Here is an 18371-nt window from a genome sequence, read left to right as displayed (position 1 = left end):
CATGCAGATCTACAACACGCTGACGCGGCGCAAGGAGACGTTCACCCCCATCGAGCCGGGCAAGGTGCGCATGTACGTCTGCGGCATGACCGTCTACGACTACTGCCACCTGGGCCATGCCCGGGTGATGGTGACCTTCGACGTGGTGACCCGCTACTTGCGCTGGCGCGGCTTCGACGTTACCTACGTGCGCAACATCACCGATATCGACGACAAGATCCTCAAGCGTGCCGAGGAGAACGGCGAGAGCATCACGGCGCTGACCGAGCGCATGATCGAGGCCATGCACGAAGACGAGGCGCGTCTTGGCGTGCTGCGTCCCGATTCCGAGCCGCGTGCCACGGGCCACGTGGCCGAGATCATCGCCATGGTCGAGACCCTGATCGACAAGGGCTACGCCTATCCGGCCGACAACGGCGACGTCTACTACCGGGTGCGTAAGTTCGAAGGCTACGGCAAGCTCAACAACCGCAACCTGGACGAGATGCGTGCCGGCGCCCGGGTCGAGGTCGACGAGTACAAGGAGGATCCGCTCGATTTCGTGCTGTGGAAGGCGGCCAAGCCGGGCGAGGCGAGCTGGCCCTCTCCCTGGGGCGAAGGACGCCCCGGCTGGCATATCGAGTGCTCGGCAATGTCGACCTGCTGCCTGGGCGATACCTTCGACATCCACGGCGGTGGCCCCGATTTGACATTCCCGCATCACGAGAACGAGATCGCTCAGTCCGAGGCCGCCACGGGCAAGCCCTACGTCCATACCTGGATGCATGCCGGTGCGGTACGGGTGCACCAGGAGAAGATGTCCAAGTCGTTGGGCAATTTCTTCACCATCCGCGAGGTGCTCGAAGCTCACGACCCCGAAGTGGTCCGCTACCTGCTGGTGGCCAGCCACTATCGCAGCCCGATCAACTATGCCCCCGAGGCGCTGGCCGAGGCACGCCGGTCGCTGGAGCGTTTCTACACGGCTCTCGACGGGCTATCCCTCGGCAATGATGACGGAGTCACCGACGGTAAAGTCGATACTCGCTTCGGTGAGCGTTTCGTCGCCGCCATGAACGATGATTTCAACACGCCCGAGGCACTCTCGGTATTGTTCGATCTGGTTCGAGAACTGAATCGGGCCGGAAAGGATGCGCCGGAAAGGGTGCCTGCGTTGGCCCAGGAGCTGCGCCGCCTGGGCGGTGTGCTCGGACTGTTCGGCCAGGATCCGCAGCGCTTCCTCAAGGGCGGGCAGGCAGCGTTGCCGCTCCCAGAAGACGAGATCGAAGCGCGTATTCGCCGCCGCACCGAGGCCAAACAGGCCAGGGACTTCGCCACGGCCGATGCCATCCGCGATGAGCTCGCGGTGCTCGGCATCGTGCTCAAGGACTCGCGAGAAGGGACGCGCTGGGTCTACGAGACGCCGCAGGCGTAGTACCCGAGCGCAACGCAGCACGCCCGGCTCTGGCCGGGCGTGCTGCGTCGAGCCGGTGCCCTAGCGGGGATGAGGCGGCAGGGGAACCAGGCGCGGCCAATCGTCGCCGACCACGAACAGGCGGCGGTGGATGCTTGAGTTTCGCGAGGGTGTCAGCAAGGCGATTTGCACAGGTGGCGCGGGACGACTGAAATGCTGCGCCAGGCGCGCCTCGAATTGACGCAGCGGTACGAACGCCTCATCCCGTGGCAGCGCCAGCCAGTGTGGCTTGGCCAGCCAGGCGGCTCGGGTATTGCATGGTAGACCATCGCGCAGGTACCGCCAGTCGCGCCAGGACAGCCAATGCCCTCGAAGATGGTTCGCCGTCGCCTCGCGCGGTTCGGGTAGCGATGTCTGCCATGGATAGAAGAATACGCCCGGCATCGCCAGTTGGCGCTGAATGCGAGTTGCCGAGGCCGGACCGACATCGCGCGGTTGCGTATGCAGCTGAATGGTCAGGCGCGTTTCGGCCCGTTCCGTGAGGCGCAGTTGATGGCGATCGAGATGCTCCCGCTTCATAGCCAGGCTATCGGCACCCCCCGGCCCGATCCAGCGCGCCTGGTCGTGAATGTCGCCGGGGCCAGAAACAAGACCGAGGTAGAACTTGATGGCGACTTCGAGGTGAATCGGCGTCGGATCGTCACGCCGCCGATAGAGCAGGTCGAGCTCGCCCAGTGTGCGCTTGCCCTGATGGATGCGAAGATTGCTGGCCAGCAGGCACGTGGTCGGCGCCGCATCGAGCAGATATTGCCAGAGGCGTTCATGATAATGACCCATGCGGCCCTCGACGGTGCGACTGACGCGGCGTTCCAGGGCCTGGGGGTGGGCTTCCAGTTCGTCGAGGAGCGCGGCCAGTTGCCGATCGTCGTCCAGACCCAGCGCTGTGCGCCCGGGACGCCCGCCCCAGGGGGTGTCAATCAAGTCCGGGGCCAGCATGATCCACGCCAGATCTCTCACCAACGGGTGATGACAACGGGAAAGCAGGCGGTGGTCGTCCTCGTGCATGATCGGCCAGGTCTCCGCGTTGAGGTGGGGTCTGACAGGCAAACTGTACACGCCTTATACTCTGGGGACATTCACAATGATGGGTGTTTGTCCCTATGAATCGCTCCCTGAGAAATCTTGCGGCGCTCGCTACCGGCTCCTTGCTGCTGTTCGCCGCCAGTACCCACGCCAAAGAACCGGTCGTCGTGGCGTCCAAGATCGATACCGAAGGGTCAGTATTGGGTCAGTTGATCATTCAGCGCCTGGAGCAGGGGGGAATCGAGACCGAGGACCGGCTGCAGCTCGGCGCGACCAGCATCGTGCGTGAAGCGTTGCTGGCCGGCGAGATCGATCTCTACCCGGAGTACACCGGTAATGGCGCGTTCTTCTTCGACATGGGCGACACCGATGTCTGGAACGATGCTGAGCGAGCCTTCGAAACGGTACGTCAACGGGATGCCGACAATGGCCTGCGCTGGTTGACGCCGGCCCCGGCCAACAACACCTGGGCGATGAGCGTACGCGGCGACTTGGCTCGAGAGCACGATCTGAAGACGCTTGAAGACCTGGCGGACTACCTGGCAGAGGGGGGGGAGTTCAAGTTTGCGGCGAGCGCCGAGTTCGTCGAATCCGACCAGGCGCTCCCGGCATTCCAGGAAGCCTATGGCTTCGAGCTGACGTCAGACCAATTGCTCGTTCTCTCGGGGGGCAATACCGCCGCCACCATGCGGGCCGCCGCCCAGCAGACCAGCGGGGTCAACGGCGCCATGACGTACGGAACCGACGGCGGTCTCGCTGCGTTGGATCTGGTGATTCTGGAAGATACGAAGAACGTGCAGCCGATCTATCAACCGGCACCGGTGGTGCGTCAGGAAGTGCTTGATGAGCACCCCGAGATCGAGGAACTGCTGGCTCCGGTCTTCCGCGCGCTCGATCTGGAGACGCTTCAGGCGCTCAACGGCAAGGTCGCGGTCGAGGGTATCGATCCTCGCCAAGTGGCCGAGGACTTTCTAGAAGAGCTGCCGGAATAAGCCATGGAGAGCGGTAGATGCGAACCCAATAGGGTCCTGCTGGTTCTGATGCTGGCCGGATTGTTCGCGTGGCTGTCGCTGGATGCCGTCAGCCTGGCTCCCAATCGAATCGTGTCCGGCACTCCGTATCGTGCCTTCCAGATACTGGGCGGTTGGCCGGCATTGGCCTTGGCATTGCCGATGCTGATCGTGGCGGGACTGGCCTGGCGCTCCTCACGGCAAGCGCTACGGGCGGCGCTCTGGGGGGTTCTGGCACTGTTGACGCTGCTTCCCTGGTGGCTTGTCGCGGCGAGCGTCGACCTGGTGGAGCCCGGCATGGCACAGGCGCGAGTCGGCATAGGTGCTTCGATCTGGCTGTTGCTCTTCGTCTGGCTGCTCGCCTTGATCGAGCTGCGTACCCGACTCGAGCTGTCGCGTCCGCTCGGCTGGTTGCTGCTGCTGCCGGTGTTGACCAGTTGGTGGCTGGCGCTGACATGGGGGCAGGCACCGCTTTCGCTATATCGTGAGTACCAGGCGCGTAGCGACCAGTTTCTTACCGCCGTCTCGACCCATCTGGCGCTGGTTGGTGCCGCGGTGGGCACAAGTCTGGTTCTGGGCGCCTTGCTGGCGCTTGCGATGCGGCGTCACCCCGGAGTGCGCCGTGCGAGCTTCGGGCTGCTCAGCTTCCTGCAGACGGTCCCCAGCCTGGCGCTGTTCGGCCTGTTGCTCGCGCCGCTTGCCTGGCTCGGGGCTCGGGTCGACATGTTGGCGGCCATCGGCGTCAGTGGTATCGGTTGGGCGCCGGCATTTCTTGCGCTGCTCGGCTACAGCCTGTTGCCGATGGTGCGCAACATCTACGTGGCGCTGGAGGAGGTCGACCCGGCGGTAATCGAGTCGGCGCGTGGCATGGGAATGAGTCGGCGCCAGGTACTGCTGCAGGTGCGTCTGCCGCTGGCATTGCCGATCGTGCTCGAAGGTATACGCATCACTACCGTGCAGGCGATCGGGCTCACGGCGGTGGCGGCGCTGATCGGGGCCGGTGGGCTCGGCACCTTCGTCTTCCAGGGGCTGGGGCAGGCCGCCATGGATATGGTACTGCTCGGTGCCTTGCCAATATTGGGCCTTGCGCTGATTGCCGACGCCACGATCAGCGCTCTGAGTGAACGTCTTCGCCCGGGAGGGGCCCCATGATTGAGCTGTTCGGCGTCACCAAGCGCTTCGGAGCCGAGACCGCCGTCGACGCTCTTTCTCTTCGCGTCGAGAAGGGGCAGGTGTGCGTGCTGGTGGGCACCTCGGGCTGTGGCAAGTCGACGACACTGCGCATGATCAATCGCCTGATCGAGCATGACGCGGGCGAGATCCATCTCGAGGGGGCTCCGGTGCGCAGCTTCGACGAGGTGACGCTGCGCCGACGCATCGGTTACGTGATTCAGAGCACCGGGCTGTTTCCGCACTGGACGGTAGCACGCAACATCGGTCTGGTGCCGCGCTTGCTCAAGTGGCCGCGTGGGCGCATTCATGAGCGGGTCGAAGAGTTGATGGCGCTGTTGGGCCTGCCGGTACAGGAGTTCGCCGACAAGTACCCTCGCCAGCTCTCGGGCGGACAGGCACAACGCGTCGGGGTGGCGCGGGCGCTGGCCGCCGATCCCGACATCCTGCTGATGGACGAGCCGTTCGGCGCCCTCGACCCCCTCACTCGCCAAGCATTGCAAAAACAGTTGCAGGAACTCCAAGCCCGCCTGCACAAGACCGTGGTCTTCGTGACACACGACATGGACGAGGCGCTGGCACTGGCCGACCGCCTGGTGGTGATGCGCAAAGGACGGATCGTCCAGCAGGGGCGTCCCATCGATCTGTTGCACGAGCCGGCCGACGAATTCGTCGAATCGCTGCTAGGGGGGATGGATCGTGGGCTCAAGGAGGCGGCGTTGACACGGGTCAGCGAGCGGATGCTGCCGCTGGGGCCACGTCTGCTCGCCAGCGAACGGATTCCCTATGACGCGTCGCTGAGCCAAGCGCTGTCATTGATGCTGTGGCATCGCGTGGAACGCTTGACGGTGGTCGACGGAGAGGACATTCCCGTCGGTGAGCTGTCGCTTCGTCGGCTGCTGGGGGGCAAATCCTCATGAGTCGTCAGTGGCTCACGGTCGGTTCCGCGGCGTTGACGCCGGGGTTACGCCATTGGCTGGCCCCCCTGGTTTGGCTGTCGCTGTTGGTGCTGTTCGCCACGGGCATGGCTCACCTCGAAGGCGCGTTTCGCTGGCTCGAGCCCGATAGCCGGGAGGTCATTTATCGGCGTGCCGGATTCATCGCACTGCTGGGCCAGCATGCGATGGTGGTGGGCATCGCTTCTCTAGTGGCCGTGGTGCTGGGCGTGGGGTCGGCGATCGCCGTCACGCGGCCGGTCGGACGCGATTTCCTGCCTCTGGTATCCCAGCTCGCATCGATCGGCCAGACCTTTCCGCCCGTCGCCGTACTTGCGCTGGCGGTGCCGGCGCTGGGCTTCGGTACGCTCCCCATTATCGTCGCCCTGTTGCTCTACGGCCTATTGCCCATCGTGCGCAATACGCTGACGGGACTCGATGGCATCGACCCCGACGTGCGCGAGGCGGCGCGGGGCATGGGCATGACCCGTGGCCAGCTTCTTCGCCAAGTCGAGCTGCCCTTGGCGGCGCCGGTGATCCTGGCCGGCATTCGTACCTCCGTCACCGTCAATATCGCGACCGCGGCGCTGGGAGCGACGGTCGGGGCCAGCAATCTCGGCGATCCGATCATCGCGGGCATCATCAATGGAAACACCGCCTACATTGTACAGGGCGCGCTGCTGATCGGGCTGCTCGCCCTCGCCGTCGATAGCGTCTTCGAGCGCCTGCTGCGCCGCGGTTAACATCGCGGCAGACCCCGGCAACGGTTGGCCGACTCTCTGCATGCTCCGTGCTGCTCTACGAAGGCTCCCCAAGGCAGTCGACTCCTTATACGAAAGACCAATAGGCCAGCCAAATAGGTGCGCTAGGATCCATCTTACGTTAACGTCAACTGCTCCAACGTTGGCGGGTCGCTGGAGTGACCCTCTGGCGGCCGGCTACATTAGAGACAACACTGCCCTCACAAGGGGCGGTTTCCTCCTGCCACTACCCAAGGACCAGGAAGATGACAACAACATACGACGTCCATGCGCCGGCGTTCATGACCGGCGATGAGTTCCAGATTCCCACGTTCCGGCTACTGCAGCAGGACGGCACCCTGTTCGAGGGCGCCGAGGCACCGGCACTCGAAAGGGAGAAGGCGCTCAGGATCTATCGCGCCATGCTCGTCACGCGCGTGCTCGACGAGCGCATGATGGCGGCACAGCGCCAGGGGCGGCTCTCCTTCTACATGCAGTGCACCGGCGAAGAGGCCGCCGTGATCGGCGCGACCGCGGCTCTCGACGATGCCGATATGATCATGGCGCAGTATCGGGAGCAGGGGGCGCTGGTCTATCGCGGCTTCAGTTACGACGAGTTCATGAACCAGCTGTTCGGTAATGAGCTCGATTACGGCAAGGGGCGTCAGATGCCGATCCACTACGGGTCGCGCAAGCTGCACTACATGACCATCTCCTCGCCGCTGGCGACTCAGATCCCCCAAGCCACCGGCTATGCCTACGGCCAGAAGCTGGCCGGCGAAGGACATTGCACCATCACCTTCTTTGGCGAGGGCGCGGCCTCTGAGGGCGATTTCCATGCCGCTTTGAACATGGCCTCGGTGCATAAGGTGCCGGTGATCTTCTTCTGTCGCAACAACGGTTATGCGATCTCCACGCCAGCCAGTGAGCAGTTCGCCGCCGACGGCATTGCACCGCGCGCCTTCGGGTATCGCATGCATGTCATTCGCGTCGACGGCAACGACGTGCTCGCCGTTTATCGGGCCACCCAGGAAGCACGCAAGATCGCGGTGGAGATGAACCAGCCTGTCCTGATCGAGGCGATGACCTATCGACTCGCGGCCCACTCATCTTCGGACGATCCCTCGGGCTATCGCTCGCGCAAGGAGGAGGAAGCCTGGCGCGAAAAAGATCCCATCCTGCGGATGCAGCGCTGGATGACCGATCGAGACTGGTGGAGCGAGGAGCAGGAAAAGAGCCTGCAGGAGAGCTTGCGTCGCGAGGTGCTCGAAACCATGAAGCGCGCCGAGAAGCGCCCGCCGCCTCCCCTGGACAGCCTGGTGACCGACGTCTACGCCGACGTCACACCGGCATTGCAGCGTCAGCTCGATGCGCTCAAGACGCATATCCGCAAGCACCCGGATGCCTACCCCAGGGGGGCGAGGTCGCTCGACCCCGACGTCAGCATCGCCACCACCGATACCAAGGCCGGCGAAGTGCGGGGGGGAGCCTGAGATGCCCAAGATGAATATGCTTCAGGCGATCAACAACGCCCTCGACATCGCCATGGCAGAGGACGAGAAGGTGCTCTGCTTCGGTGAGGATGTCGGTGTGTTCGGCGGTGTGTTCCGCGCCACCAGTCATCTGCAGGAAAAGTACGGCCGTGATCGCTGCTTCAATACGCCGCTGGTGGAGCAGGGCATCATCGGTTTCGCCAACGGCCTGGCGGCCCAAGGCTCGGTGCCGGTGGCCGAGATCCAGTTCGCCGACTACATTTTTCCGGCCTTCGACCAGATCGTCAACGAAACGGCCAAGTTCCGCTATCGCTCCGGCGATCTGTTCAATGTCGGTGGGCTGACGATACGAGCGCCGTACGGTGGCGGTATCTCCGGCGGTCACTACCACTCCCAGTCGCCCGAGGCCTACTTCGCGCACACGCCTGGACTCAAGGTCGTGATGCCGCGCAACCCCTATCAGGCGAAGGGGCTTCTGCTCTCGGCCATCCGCGACCCGGATCCGGTGGTCTTCTTCGAACCCAAGCGGCTCTATCGTGCCTCGGTCGGCGAGGTGCCCGAGGAGGATTTTCAGTTGCCCATCGGCGAGGCCGAGGTAACCAAGGAGGGCAGCGATATCACCGTGTTGGGCTGGGGCGCGCAGATGGAGGTGATCGACCGCGCCGTGGAGCTGGCCGAGAAGGAGGGCATCTCCTGCGAGGTGATCGACCTGCGCACCATCCTGCCCTGGGACGAGGACACTGTGGCCGAGTCGGTGCTCAAGACCGGCCGCCTGGTAATTACCCACGAGGCGCCGCGCACCGGTGGCTTCGCCGGCGAAATTGCCGCTGTCATCCAGGAGCGCTGCTTCCTGTACCTGGAGTCGCCGATCGAAAGGGTGACGGGCCTGGATACGCCTTTCCCGCTGACATTGGAGAAGGAGTATCTGCCCGATCACCTCAAGATCTTCGAAGCGATCAAGGCATCCGTGGCGTTCTGACGCCCGATATCAGGACAGGAGACAACGATGAGCGACTTTATGCTGCCCGATATCGGCGAAGGTATCGTGGAATGCGAAATTGTGGAGTGGCGCGTCGGCGAGGGCGACGTCATCGAAGAAGACCAGCCGGTGGTCGAGGTAATGACCGACAAGGCGCTGGTCGAGATTACCGCTCCCGAGGCGGGGCGCGTCACCAGGCTCTACGTGCCCAAGGGCGAGATCGCCAAGGTGCATGCGCCGTTGTTTGCCTACGAGGCGGAGGCTAGTGGCCAGAGCGGGGTGCCAGAACCGCCGCGCCCCGTAGCGCGGCCGGAAGACGAGGTGGCGAGCCCGGTCGAGGAGGCGCCCACCCCCGGGCTTGAGTCCGGCGGTTTGGTGTTTTCCGCCGGCGGCGCCCCCCGTGACTTCATCCTGCCCGATATCGGCGAAGGCATCGTCGAATGCGAGGTGGTGGAGTGGCGCGTGGCCGAGGGCGAACATGTCGAGGAGGATCAACCGCTGGTCGATGTCATGACTGACAAGGCGATGGTCGAGATCACGGCCCCCGAGGCGGGCACGGTGAGTCATCTCTACGTGCCCAAGGGAGAGATCGCCAAGGTGCATGCGCCGCTGTTCGCCTATGTGCCGGACCATGTCGACGCGACCGATGCCGCCCCCGCGAGCAGTGCGACCTCGCGCAGGGAGACACGCAGCGACGCACCGGCCATGTCGCCGGTTGCCTCCGGCGGCCGTGGCCCCTACGGGCGCATCCCGGCGAGTCCGGCGGTGCGTCGCCTGGTACGCGAGCACGGGCTTTCGCTCGAGGCGATACCCGGTTCCGGAAAGGAGGGGCGCGTGCTCAAGGAAGACGTGCTGCGCTACCTAGAAGACGATCGGCTCGAGCAGAACGAAGCGCAGCCAGCCCGGGAAGCTTTGCAATCGACAACCATGATCCCGGCTCAAGCCGAGGGCGAGGTGCGTGTCGAACCGATTCGCGGTGTGCGCGCGGTAATGGCGCGACGCATGGTCGAGTCGGCCAGCACCGTTCCGCACTTCCAATATGGCGAGGAAATCGATGTCACCGAGCTGTTGGCACTGCGTGAGCGGTTGAAGCCCGTAGCGGAGGCGCAGCAGACCCGCCTGACCCTGATGCCGTTCTTCATGAAAGCGCTGGCATTGGCGATCCGGGACTACCCGATCCTCAACGCCCGGCTCAATCCCGAGGTGACCGAGATTCACTACCTGCCCTCGGTCAACATCGGCATGGCGGTGGACAGCCAGTCGGGCCTGATCGTGCCCAACGTTAAACGTGTGGAACGACGCTCGCTGCTCGACGTGGCTCGTGAGATACAACGTCTCACCGCTGACGCCCGCGACGGAAGGGTGGCGCAGGAGGACCTCAAGGGAGGCACCATCAGCATCTCCAATATCGGCGCGTTTGGCGGAACCTATGCGGCGCCTATCATCAATGCCCCGGAGCTGGCCATCGTCGCCATTGGCAAGAGCCAATGGCTGCCGCGCTTCGACGAACGCGGTGAGGTGACGCGGCGCGCGATCATGACCGCCACTTGGGCGGGCGACCATCGGGTGATCGACGGCGGCACCATTGCCCGCTTCTGCAATGCCTGGAAGGGATATCTCGAAGCGCCGGAGACCATGCTTCTTCACCTAGGCTGAGGCCGGTCATGTCCCAGGTGACGCTACAGCAGTTTTACATCCCGGAAGAGCAGTCGATCTACCTGCTTAGCCACGACGACGCGCGCAAGCTCAAGGAGTGGGTGGCGCTGTGTCAGGCCCAGCTCGAGCAACTGGGCTACCGGAACATCGAACTGATCGGCAAGGGCGCTTACGGCTTCGTCTTTGCCGGCATCGCCGGCCACGACGAGGAGTACGTCTTCAAGTTCACCCGGGTCAACCTGCCCCAGCAACTGCAGGATCGCCTCGAGGAGGAGGCGTTCATGCTGGAGCAGGTCGAGCACTCCCGTGTCCCCCGATTGATCGCCTTCCAGCGCGTGCGCAACCAGTCGATCCTGGTGATGCAACGCGCGCCGGGCATCAACCTGGAAGAGGTCTCGCTGCGCGAGGGTCGCTTGTCGCCGCGCCTGGTGGTACGCATCGCCGATCAGCTCGCCGATATTCTGCGCAGCCTGCGGCGTGAGTCGGGGCCGGCGGGGCGCCCCATCGTGCATGGCGACATCAAGCCGTCGAACCTGGTCTTTGATGCCGGTCGCGAAGCGGTGGCGCTGATCGACTGGGGCTCCTCGGTGTTCGCCCAGCTCGATGCCAACCGGCAATTCGTGTCAGCCAACGTGATGGAACTGATGTCGGACAACCTGCAGCAGACCAACGCTCGACTTGGCGACGTCTATTTTATCGGTGAAGAGCAACTCAACGGCGCGTTGTCGTCGCCTCGCTTCGACGAGCAGGGGGCGGCCGGGACCCTGTATGCGCTGGCCTCGGCGCAGTCGTGCCGCTTCGGCCATCGCGCGATTCCGGCGACGTCGTTGGGCCTGCCCATGGAGTTCGCCCGCATGCTCGACGGCATGCTCGATCCCGACCCGGGGGTGCGGATGCGCGCCGGCGATCACTTCATCCGCGAAATGCCGCGGCTGGCCCGGGTAGTGATGCTCGACCTGCCGGAAACGCCGGAAACCGCGCTGGTGCCTACCTGGGTGAGGCCTTCGCCGCGCGAGATCGATACGGTGGTCTACAGCTCGCGCAAGGCCTTTTTGCGCGAAGAGGGCGGACGCGAGACGCTCAACGACGTCAACGACGTGCAGCTCGACCGCTATTACAAGAACTTCATGCAGGGCATGGGCGAGACCGAGAAGGCCTTCTTGGCCGCGGTGAGCCGCCTGGGCAGATACCCAGTGGTGGGGGGGCTTGCGGTGCGTTGGGAAGCCGACGGTGTCTATATCGACACGTCGCTGAACCTGCACGTTTCGCGCTTGCGCCCGGCCTTCGTCGCCGCCGTCAACAACATGGTCAACCTGGCGCGGGCCATCTATCGCCAGGGCATCTTCAAGAGCTGTCTGTTCAACGCCCGCGATACGCTGCACCTGGATCGCGAGAGTCCGACGCACCCCTTCGTCATCGAACCCGGCATGCGGCTGCGCTACGAGGTCAGCGCGGTACCCGAACTGGAGGATCGCAGCCGTCTGCACAGCTACTTCGAGGACGGACCCGACCCCGAGGAGTTCCTGGTCCTGCCGGAACCGATCATCACCTCGCTGGAGGCGCTCAACGAAATCCACCACACCGGCATGATCATCTTCGAGGCGTTGCCGCAGCACCTCAAGATCCACAGCTACTACCGCCTGCTCGATCCGTCACGGGAAGCGGAATTCCGCCGTCGTCTCGAGGACATTCTCGATGCCGTCGGGTTGATCGAAGGGCTCGGCGTGTCGGGCTTCATGAAGATGCCCTACAAGGACACGCGTTTCTTCGCCCATGTCGAACGCCAGCCCGAGCGCTACTACCCGCGCAATCCGAGGGAAGAACGCCGGCATGACGACGCCCGAGGCTAGCCTCGGGCGTCGTCGTTTCAACGGGTCATGGTCTGCGGTAGGTAGAGGGCGATTTCCGGGAACAGGTGCATTAGCGCGATCGCAACCAGCATCAACAGGAAGAAGGGCAGCGTGGCCTTGGTGATGGTGACAATATCCTTACCCGTCAGGCCCTGGATCACGAACAGATTGAAACCTACCGGCGGCGTGATCTGCGACATCTCCACCACGATGACCAAGTAGATGCCGAACCAGATGAGATCGAAGCCGGCGGCGCTCACCAGTGGCATGATGATGGCCGTCACCAGCAGGATCAGCGAGATCCCGTCGAGGAAGCAGCCCATGATCAGCAGCATCAAGGTAAGGGCGACCAGCAGCATGGTGGGCGACAAGCCCATTTCACCGATGGCACGGGCCAATTGCATCGGTACCTGGGTGAAGCCCATGGCCGAGGTCAGAAACGAGGCCGCGGCGATGATGAAGGCGATCATGCAGGCGGTGCGCACGGCGGCGAACAGCGAATCCCGGAAGATGGCGGCATTGAAGCTGCCGTTCCAGCGGGCGATCAGCATCGACAGCACCACGCCGACCGCGGCCGCCTCGGTGGGAGAAGCCAGCCCGCCGTAGATCGACGCAATGATACCGCCGATCAGCAGCAGAATCGGAATGAGTTCCAGCGTCTGGCGCAACTTCTGCGCCAGCGGCAGGTCGGACTCGTCTCGCCCGGTGAGGCCGCGACGGTCGCCGCTGACCAGCGACCAGACGATCAGGTAGCCCATAAACAGCGCCAGGATCATCAGGCCCGGACCGATTCCCGCCATGAACAGGCGCGAGATCGACTGTTCGGTCACCACGCCATACACGATCAGTACGATCGAAGGGGGAATCAGCAGCCCCAGGGTGGCGGCGCTGGCCAGGGTGCCGATGGCCATGTTGGCGTCGTACCCGCGTCGTTCGAGCTCCGGCAGGGTCATCTTGCCCACCGTGGCGCAGGTGGCGGCCGAAGAACCGCATACCGCGGCGAACATGCCGCTGCCGACGATGTTGGTGTGCAGCAGTCGGCCGGGCACGCGATTGAGCCACGGCGAGAGGCCGCGGAACATATTATCCGCAAGGCCGGAGCGAAACAGAATTTCGCCCATCCAGATGAACATGGGCAGGGCGGTCAGATCCCAGCCATAGCTGGCGCCCCAGAAATCGGAAGCCAGAATCGGGCCCGGGTCGAAGGAGCTGAAAAAGGCCAGGGCAATCCAGGCGGTACCCATCAATGCGAAGGCGATCCATACCCCGCTGCCGAGCAGGATCGCCAGCGTGGCGATGGTGGCCAGACTCAATATCAACACGTGGGTCTACTCCGTATGAGCAAGAAGCGCCTCATGGCATCTCGTTGTCATCGGTTGCCGTCGCTTCGCGAAAGCGGCCGGGCTCTCGAATGGCGATGCGCAGCGTCGCCGCCAGCGTTTCCAGCAGCGCCAGGCACAGCAGGCCGACACCGGTGGCCAATACGGTCTGGGGGATCCATAGGGGAAACGACAGGAAGCCCGAGGAGACGTCGTTGAAGTCGCGACTTTCGCGGGCGAGTTCGACCAGTCCATAGCCGAGTAGCAAGCTGATGATGAGCGCCACCAGCAGGCAGAAGACCTCGAACCAGGCGCGCGCCGCCGACGGCAGACGGGAGATCAGCAGCGTGACGCGAATGTGCGCATGATGCACAAAGGTGTAGGCAAGACCCAGGAAGGCCGCCCCGACCAGCAGGTAGGCGGCGATCTCGGACAATCCGGTGACGCTCAGCCCAAGGCGAGCGAAGCCCATCAGCGATAGCAGGGCATCGACCAGACGGAAGGTAACCTGCAATGCCACCAGCGCGCAAATCAATACCATGCAGGTCGCGGCGCCCCAAGCGCCCAGGCGGTAGAGAAAGTGAAACTTGTAGATCATGGGTGCCCTCGCGACGAGCGGTAGAGGCGATGCGCGGCAGATGCCCGCCGCGCATCGCGGACATGGCTCAGTTGCCGCGCGCTTCGCGGTACTCCTCGAGCACCTGCTTGGCATCCTCGTCGGCGCGTTCCTGCCAGTCGGCAAACAACTGATCACCGGCTTCCTGCAGCGCTGCCGCCACCGCGTCGTTGGGCTTCGACACGGTAATGCCGTTTTCCTGCAGTGCTTCGAGGCTGGCCTCGTTGTCCTCGCGGCTCCTCTGCCAGCCGCGCTCTTCGGCGCGTGCCGCCGCCTCCACCAGCGCCTCCTGAGTGGTCTCGTCGAGGCGGTCGAAGGCGCGCTGGTTGACGAACACGATATTCTTCGGCAACCACAGGTTGGCGTCGGTATAGTGCGAGACGTAGTCCCACGCGGTCATTGAATTGCCGGTCGAGCTCGAGGTGATCATGGCATCGACCCGACCGGTGCTGAAGGCGGTGGGAATGTCGGATTCCTCGGTTTCGGTCGGATTGCCGCCGAGGTAGTCGACGAAGCGCTGGGTGTTGATGTTCGGCGCACGGACGCGCAGGCCCTCGAACTGCTCCGGATCGGTCAGCTCGAAATCGGTATAGATGCCCTGAGCCGGCCAGGCCACCGCGTACAAGGGCTTGAGCCCTTGGTTGGCGAACAGCTCCTCGATAACCGGACGCGTGGTCTCCCACAGCGTATACGCTTCGTCATAACTGCCGGCAACGCCCGGCAGGGTATCGACCTCGAAGATCGGATCGTCGTTTGAGAGCACCGACAGGAAGACTTCACCCGCCTCGATGGTGCCACGGCGTACCGAAGATTTGATCTCGCCGTGAGCGACCAGCGAGCCGCCGCTGTGTACGTTGATGGTCAGTTCGCCGTCGGTGGCCTCGGCCACGTCCTCGGCGAACTGCTTGACGTTCTGGGTGTGGAAACTGGCATCGCCATAGGGGGTGGCCATGGTCCACTCGGCGGCCTGGGCGGTGGCGGTGAGGCCGCAGGCGGCGGCCAGCAGCAGGGGGCAGGAAAGCGCCTTTTGCATGATCTCGTCTCTCTTGTTGGTCTTGTTGTATGGTAGCTTTAGCCGTTTACGCCTTTTTGAACAGCTGTTCTTCGCGATTCCTGAATGCCTTGAACTCCAGGGCGTTACCGGATGGATCGTAGAAGAACATGGTTGCCTGTTCGCCCGGTTCGCCCTTGAAGCGGATGTAAGGCTCGATTTCGAATTCGACACCATGGTCGCGCAATTTCTGGGCCAGTGCTTCCCACGCGGCCATGTCCAGCACGACGCCGAAGTGGGGCACCGGCACGCCATGGCCATCGACCGGGTTCTTGTGGCTGGAAACGGCATTGTCTTTGAGGGCGGGATTCAAGTGACAGACGAATTGATGCCCATACAAGTTGAAATCGACCCAGCTGTCCGACGAGCGGCCCTCGGGGCAGCCCAGGAAATCGCCGTAGAAGCGGCGCGCCTCGTCGATGTCACGAACCTGTACGGCCAGATGGAAGGGATCTTTCACGGTCATGGAGGACTCCGTCAATTGGCGTTATGTGCTTGCGCTGTTCTGTTAGTGATAATCGCCGCACCAGCCGGCGTCAACCGTTTTTCCACTCATAACAATATGATAGCTGGCGATGGCGCCGGTTATCGCGAAAAGTGATTGGCACGCGCAGAGCTGCTTCATATAGTGAAAAGCCGTAAAAACAAACGTCAACAAGCTGGTAAAGGAGGCGCCATGGCCGTTCCCCTGCTCAACTGCGACATGGGCGAGAGCTTCGGCAACTGGTCGCTGGGCATGGATGACGACGTCATGCCTTACGTCGATTGTGCCAACATCGCGTGTGGTTACCACGCCTCCGATCCCCATGTGATGCGCCGCACGGTGGCGCTGGCGAGCCGGCATGGCGTGCGGATCGGAGCCCACCCCGCCTATCCCGACCTGATGGGGTTCGGCCGCCGCTCCATGGCCTGCTCTCCTGCTGAGGTCGAGGACATGGTGCTGTATCAGGTCGGTGCTCTTTCCGGCATCTGCCAGGCGGAGGGCACCGCCATTCGCTACGTGAAGCCTCATGGCGCCCTGTACAACGACATGGCCCGAGACCCCGAGTTGCTGCGCGCGGTGATGCGCGCGGTCCAGGCTTTCGATGCGAACCTGCCGTTGATGCTGATGGCAACGGCCGATCCCGAGCCGAGTCGTCGTCTGGCTGCCGAGATGGGCGTCACGGTCTGGTTCGAAACCTTCGCCGACCGGGCCTACGACGCCAAGGGTCATCTCGTTTCCCGCCGTTTGCCGGGAGCCGTGCACCACGACCAGGCGGTCATCGTCGAGCAGGCGGTACGCCTGGCCAGGGGGGAGCCGCTGCGATCGGCGGAAGGGACCGAACTGGAGCTGCCCTGCGACACTCTCTGCGTGCATGGCGACAACCCCGAGTCGATTGCCGCCGTCCGCGCCATACGCGAGGCCTTCCAGGCGCTGGAGACGACGTGAAGGGACGGTTCCGTATCGAACTCACGGCCATGGATGTGTTCATGGTCCGACTGTTCGATACCATCGACGAAGGCAACATGCCATGGCTGCTGGCCGCCGAGCGGGGACTGCGCGAGGCTTTTGGCGGGGATCTGATCGACCTGGTGCCGTCCTACACCACGTTGATGCTGCATTACGACTGCCTGAGGCTGGAACACGGGCAGGCCCGGGAGCGTATCGAGCGAGCGCTGGATCGGCTGGAACCAGCCGGTACGGAACTTGGCGAGCGGCATGAGATCCCCGTCTGGTACGATCCGAGCGTCGGCCCGGAACTGAGCCGCATCGCCGAGCGTGCCGGAACCACCGTTGGGGAGGTCGTGCGGCAGCACTGCGCTCGCGACTACCATGTCTTTGCGCTTGGCTTCGCGCCTGGCTACGGCTTCATGGGGCTGGTTGAGGAAGCGTTGGCCACGCCGCGCCTGACCACGCCCCGCCGACGCGTGCCTGCTGGCAGCGTCGGCATCGCCGATCGGCAGACCGCCATCTACCCGCTGCTCTCACCGGGTGGCTGGAACATACTCGGACGTACCGCAGTGCCATTGTTCGAGCATGCCCGCCGGGGCGAGCCGCTGTTGCGTCCCGGTGATCGCGTTCGCTTCGTGTCGATCCCTCGCGACGAGTTCGTGCGGCAGGGCGGCGATACCACGTCGCTGGAGGAAGCCCGATGAAGGAAGCGACAGCGCAAGTTGCCAGCCTGCGTGTCGTTCAGGCCGGCCCCCTGGCGCTGGTCGAGGATGGCGGCCGCTTCGGCGTCCGTCACCTGGGAGTGACCCAGAGCGGCGCTGCCGACTGGGTGTCGCTCCGCTGGGCCAATTGGCTATTGGGCAACACGCTGAACAGCGCGGCGCTGGAGATCGTGATCGGGGGAGGGCTCACCCTGGAGGCCGAGAGCGACACCACACTGGCCCTGGCCGGCGCGGATCTTTGCGCCGAACTCGACGGCGAACCGCTCGAACCGGGGGGCGGTTTTCGCGTCAAGGCCGGCCAGCGTCTCGTTTTTCGTCAACCGCGCAACGGGTTGCGTGCCTACTTGGCGGTTCCCGGCGGCATCGACATTCCCGAGGTGTTGGGGAGCCGCAGCGCCACGCCGCGTGAGCGGCTCGGTGGCCATGCCGGCGACGGCAGGCCCTTGCAGGCGGGCGATCGCCTTAGCTGGCGAGGCAGTGCCGATACCGTACGGCGACTACCGCCCAGCGCGGGCGCGAGCGATACCTTGTGGGGCGATCGGCTCGCGCTGGTGCCAGGTGCGCAGATCGGCCATTTCTCCGGCCCGAGTCTTTACCGGGCCTTCAACGCACCCTGGCGTGTCGACGACCGCGCCGACCGCATGGGCGTTCGACTGGTGGGGCCCACGTTGCAGTGTCAATTGGGAAGCATGGTGTCTGAGGGTATACCGTTGGGGGCGGTCCAGGTGCCGCCCGATGGTCAGCCGATCGTGCTGATGAGCGATCGCCAGACCATTGGCGGCTATCCGCGCCTCGGGGCGTTGACGCCCTTCGCCGCTGCGCGGCTTGCCCAGTGCCTGCCGGGACAGGTGGTGCGACTGGAGGCGACATCCCGCGCGCATGCCCTCGAGACACATCGGCGTTGTCTGGCGTCGTTTTGCTGAAA

General features: G+C 64.1%; 17 protein-coding genes. 12 read left to right on the top strand and 5 right to left on the bottom strand.

Annotated features, from left to right (window positions below):
* The first annotated feature begins 1 nt into the window (after position 1).
* Entirely contained in the window at positions 2-1411 is a 1410-nt protein-coding gene (cysS, locus tag F0A17_RS04210) for a cysteine--tRNA ligase (RefSeq protein ID WP_149327118.1), read from the top strand.
* A gap of 60 nt (positions 1412-1471) precedes the next feature.
* Here cysS and F0A17_RS04205 read toward each other — a convergent pair whose 3' ends face one another.
* Positions 1472-2455: a DUF1853 family protein gene (locus F0A17_RS04205; protein WP_149327117.1), complete on the bottom strand. Its 984-nt coding sequence runs from the start codon at positions 2453-2455 to the stop codon at positions 1472-1474.
* Between the two features lie 95 nt (positions 2456-2550).
* Here F0A17_RS04205 and osmF point away from each other — a divergent pair, with 95 nt between their 5' ends.
* The 8 genes from osmF (at position 2551) to F0A17_RS04165 (ending at position 12306) form a co-directional block, all read left to right on the top strand.
* Entirely contained in the window at positions 2551-3465 is a 915-nt protein-coding gene (gene osmF / locus F0A17_RS04200; protein WP_149327116.1) for a glycine betaine ABC transporter substrate-binding protein OsmF, read from the top strand.
* 3 nt (positions 3466-3468) lie between these two features.
* Entirely contained in the window at positions 3469-4635 is a 1167-nt protein-coding gene (locus tag F0A17_RS04195) for an ABC transporter permease (protein ID WP_149327115.1), read from the top strand.
* Positions 4632-5573, top strand: coding sequence for an ABC transporter ATP-binding protein (locus F0A17_RS04190; protein ID WP_149327114.1), 942 nt, complete (start codon positions 4632-4634; stop codon positions 5571-5573). Before F0A17_RS04195 ends, F0A17_RS04190 begins: the two co-directional genes overlap by 4 nt.
* The gene (locus F0A17_RS04185) at positions 5570-6331 is read left to right on the top strand and encodes an ABC transporter permease (protein ID WP_149327113.1); all 762 of its coding nucleotides are present in this window, start codon (positions 5570-5572) and stop codon (positions 6329-6331) included. Before F0A17_RS04190 ends, F0A17_RS04185 begins: the two co-directional genes overlap by 4 nt.
* A 263-nt stretch (positions 6332-6594) precedes the next feature.
* Complete coding sequence (locus F0A17_RS04180) at positions 6595-7821, top strand: thiamine pyrophosphate-dependent dehydrogenase E1 component subunit alpha (RefSeq protein ID WP_149327112.1); 1227 nt, start codon at positions 6595-6597, stop codon at positions 7819-7821.
* A 1-nt stretch (position 7822) separates the two neighbouring features.
* Complete coding sequence (locus F0A17_RS04175; RefSeq protein WP_149327111.1) at positions 7823-8800, top strand: alpha-ketoacid dehydrogenase subunit beta; 978 nt, start codon at positions 7823-7825, stop codon at positions 8798-8800.
* A 27-nt stretch (positions 8801-8827) separates the two neighbouring features.
* Complete coding sequence (locus tag F0A17_RS04170; RefSeq protein WP_149327110.1) at positions 8828-10456, top strand: dihydrolipoyllysine-residue acetyltransferase; 1629 nt, start codon at positions 8828-8830, stop codon at positions 10454-10456.
* Between the two features lie 8 nt (positions 10457-10464).
* Complete coding sequence (locus tag F0A17_RS04165) at positions 10465-12306, top strand: protein kinase domain-containing protein (protein WP_149327109.1); 1842 nt, start codon at positions 10465-10467, stop codon at positions 12304-12306.
* Positions 12307-12323: 17 nt separating this feature from the next.
* Here the strand turns inward: F0A17_RS04165 and F0A17_RS04160 are convergent, their stop codons facing one another.
* The 4 genes from F0A17_RS04160 to F0A17_RS04145 all read right to left on the bottom strand — a co-directional run bounded on the left by F0A17_RS04160 (position 12324) and on the right by F0A17_RS04145 (position 15758).
* Positions 12324-13628 (bottom strand): TRAP transporter large permease, encoded by a 1305-nt coding sequence (locus F0A17_RS04160; RefSeq protein ID WP_149327108.1) that lies wholly within the window; start codon positions 13626-13628, stop codon positions 12324-12326.
* Between the two features lie 31 nt (positions 13629-13659).
* Positions 13660-14223: a TRAP transporter small permease gene (locus tag F0A17_RS04155; protein WP_149327107.1), complete on the bottom strand. Its 564-nt coding sequence runs from the start codon at positions 14221-14223 to the stop codon at positions 13660-13662.
* 67 nt (positions 14224-14290) lie between these two features.
* Positions 14291-15274 carry a TRAP transporter substrate-binding protein gene (locus tag F0A17_RS04150; protein ID WP_149327106.1) on the bottom strand — a complete coding sequence of 328 codons (984 nt, stop codon included), beginning with the start codon at positions 15272-15274 and terminating at the stop codon, positions 14291-14293.
* A 46-nt stretch (positions 15275-15320) separates the two neighbouring features.
* Positions 15321-15758 carry a VOC family protein gene (locus F0A17_RS04145; protein ID WP_149327105.1) on the bottom strand — a complete coding sequence of 146 codons (438 nt, stop codon included), beginning with the start codon at positions 15756-15758 and terminating at the stop codon, positions 15321-15323.
* A 210-nt stretch (positions 15759-15968) separates the two neighbouring features.
* Between F0A17_RS04145 and F0A17_RS04140 the strand changes: the two genes are divergently transcribed.
* Genes F0A17_RS04140 through F0A17_RS04130 form a run of 3 tightly spaced genes read left to right on the top strand, consistent with a single transcriptional unit; the run spans position 15969 to position 18369 of the window.
* On the top strand, positions 15969-16721 hold the full coding sequence (locus F0A17_RS04140) for a 5-oxoprolinase subunit PxpA (protein ID WP_149327104.1): 753 nt from the start codon (positions 15969-15971) through the stop codon (positions 16719-16721).
* Positions 16718-17428 (top strand): 5-oxoprolinase subunit PxpB, encoded by a 711-nt coding sequence (gene pxpB / locus F0A17_RS04135; protein ID WP_228716802.1) that lies wholly within the window; start codon positions 16718-16720, stop codon positions 17426-17428. Before F0A17_RS04140 ends, pxpB begins: the two co-directional genes overlap by 4 nt.
* Positions 17425-18369 carry a 5-oxoprolinase subunit C family protein gene (locus F0A17_RS04130; RefSeq protein WP_149327103.1) on the top strand — a complete coding sequence of 315 codons (945 nt, stop codon included), beginning with the start codon at positions 17425-17427 and terminating at the stop codon, positions 18367-18369. The genes pxpB and F0A17_RS04130 overlap by 4 nt, the downstream gene beginning before the upstream one ends.
* Positions 18370-18371: the final 2 nt, after the last annotated feature.

Origin of the sequence: Billgrantia pellis (genome assembly GCF_008297955.1) — a bacterium.
Taxonomy (GTDB): domain Bacteria; phylum Pseudomonadota; class Gammaproteobacteria; order Pseudomonadales; family Halomonadaceae; genus Halomonas; species Halomonas pellis.
This window is presented reverse-complemented; position numbering and strand designations above follow the sequence as displayed.

What these genes read in the sequence shown, in the direction of transcription:
- F0A17_RS04145 (WP_149327105.1), bottom strand. Translation starts at nt 15,758, where the DNA reads ATGACCGTGAAAGATCCCTTCCATCTGGCCGTACAGGTTCGTGACATC.
- F0A17_RS04195 (WP_149327115.1), top strand. Translation starts at nt 3,469, where the DNA reads ATGGAGAGCGGTAGATGCGAACCCAATAGGGTCCTGCTGGTTCTGATG.
- F0A17_RS04180 (WP_149327112.1), top strand. Translation starts at nt 6,595, where the DNA reads ATGACAACAACATACGACGTCCATGCGCCGGCGTTCATGACCGGCGAT.
- F0A17_RS04155 (WP_149327107.1), bottom strand. Translation starts at nt 14,223, where the DNA reads ATGATCTACAAGTTTCACTTTCTCTACCGCCTGGGCGCTTGGGGCGCC.
- F0A17_RS04170 (WP_149327110.1), top strand. Translation starts at nt 8,828, where the DNA reads ATGAGCGACTTTATGCTGCCCGATATCGGCGAAGGTATCGTGGAATGC.
- F0A17_RS04175 (WP_149327111.1), top strand. Translation starts at nt 7,823, where the DNA reads ATGCCCAAGATGAATATGCTTCAGGCGATCAACAACGCCCTCGACATC.
- F0A17_RS04140 (WP_149327104.1), top strand. Translation starts at nt 15,969, where the DNA reads ATGGCCGTTCCCCTGCTCAACTGCGACATGGGCGAGAGCTTCGGCAAC.
- F0A17_RS04165 (WP_149327109.1), top strand. Translation starts at nt 10,465, where the DNA reads ATGTCCCAGGTGACGCTACAGCAGTTTTACATCCCGGAAGAGCAGTCG.
- F0A17_RS04150 (WP_149327106.1), bottom strand. Translation starts at nt 15,274, where the DNA reads ATGCAAAAGGCGCTTTCCTGCCCCCTGCTGCTGGCCGCCGCCTGCGGC.
- F0A17_RS04205 (WP_149327117.1), bottom strand. Translation starts at nt 2,455, where the DNA reads ATGCACGAGGACGACCACCGCCTGCTTTCCCGTTGTCATCACCCGTTG.
- F0A17_RS04185 (WP_149327113.1), top strand. Translation starts at nt 5,570, where the DNA reads ATGAGTCGTCAGTGGCTCACGGTCGGTTCCGCGGCGTTGACGCCGGGG.
- cysS (WP_149327118.1), top strand. Translation starts at nt 2, where the DNA reads ATGCAGATCTACAACACGCTGACGCGGCGCAAGGAGACGTTCACCCCC.
- F0A17_RS04190 (WP_149327114.1), top strand. Translation starts at nt 4,632, where the DNA reads ATGATTGAGCTGTTCGGCGTCACCAAGCGCTTCGGAGCCGAGACCGCC.
- osmF (WP_149327116.1), top strand. Translation starts at nt 2,551, where the DNA reads ATGAATCGCTCCCTGAGAAATCTTGCGGCGCTCGCTACCGGCTCCTTG.
- F0A17_RS04130 (WP_149327103.1), top strand. Translation starts at nt 17,425, where the DNA reads ATGAAGGAAGCGACAGCGCAAGTTGCCAGCCTGCGTGTCGTTCAGGCC.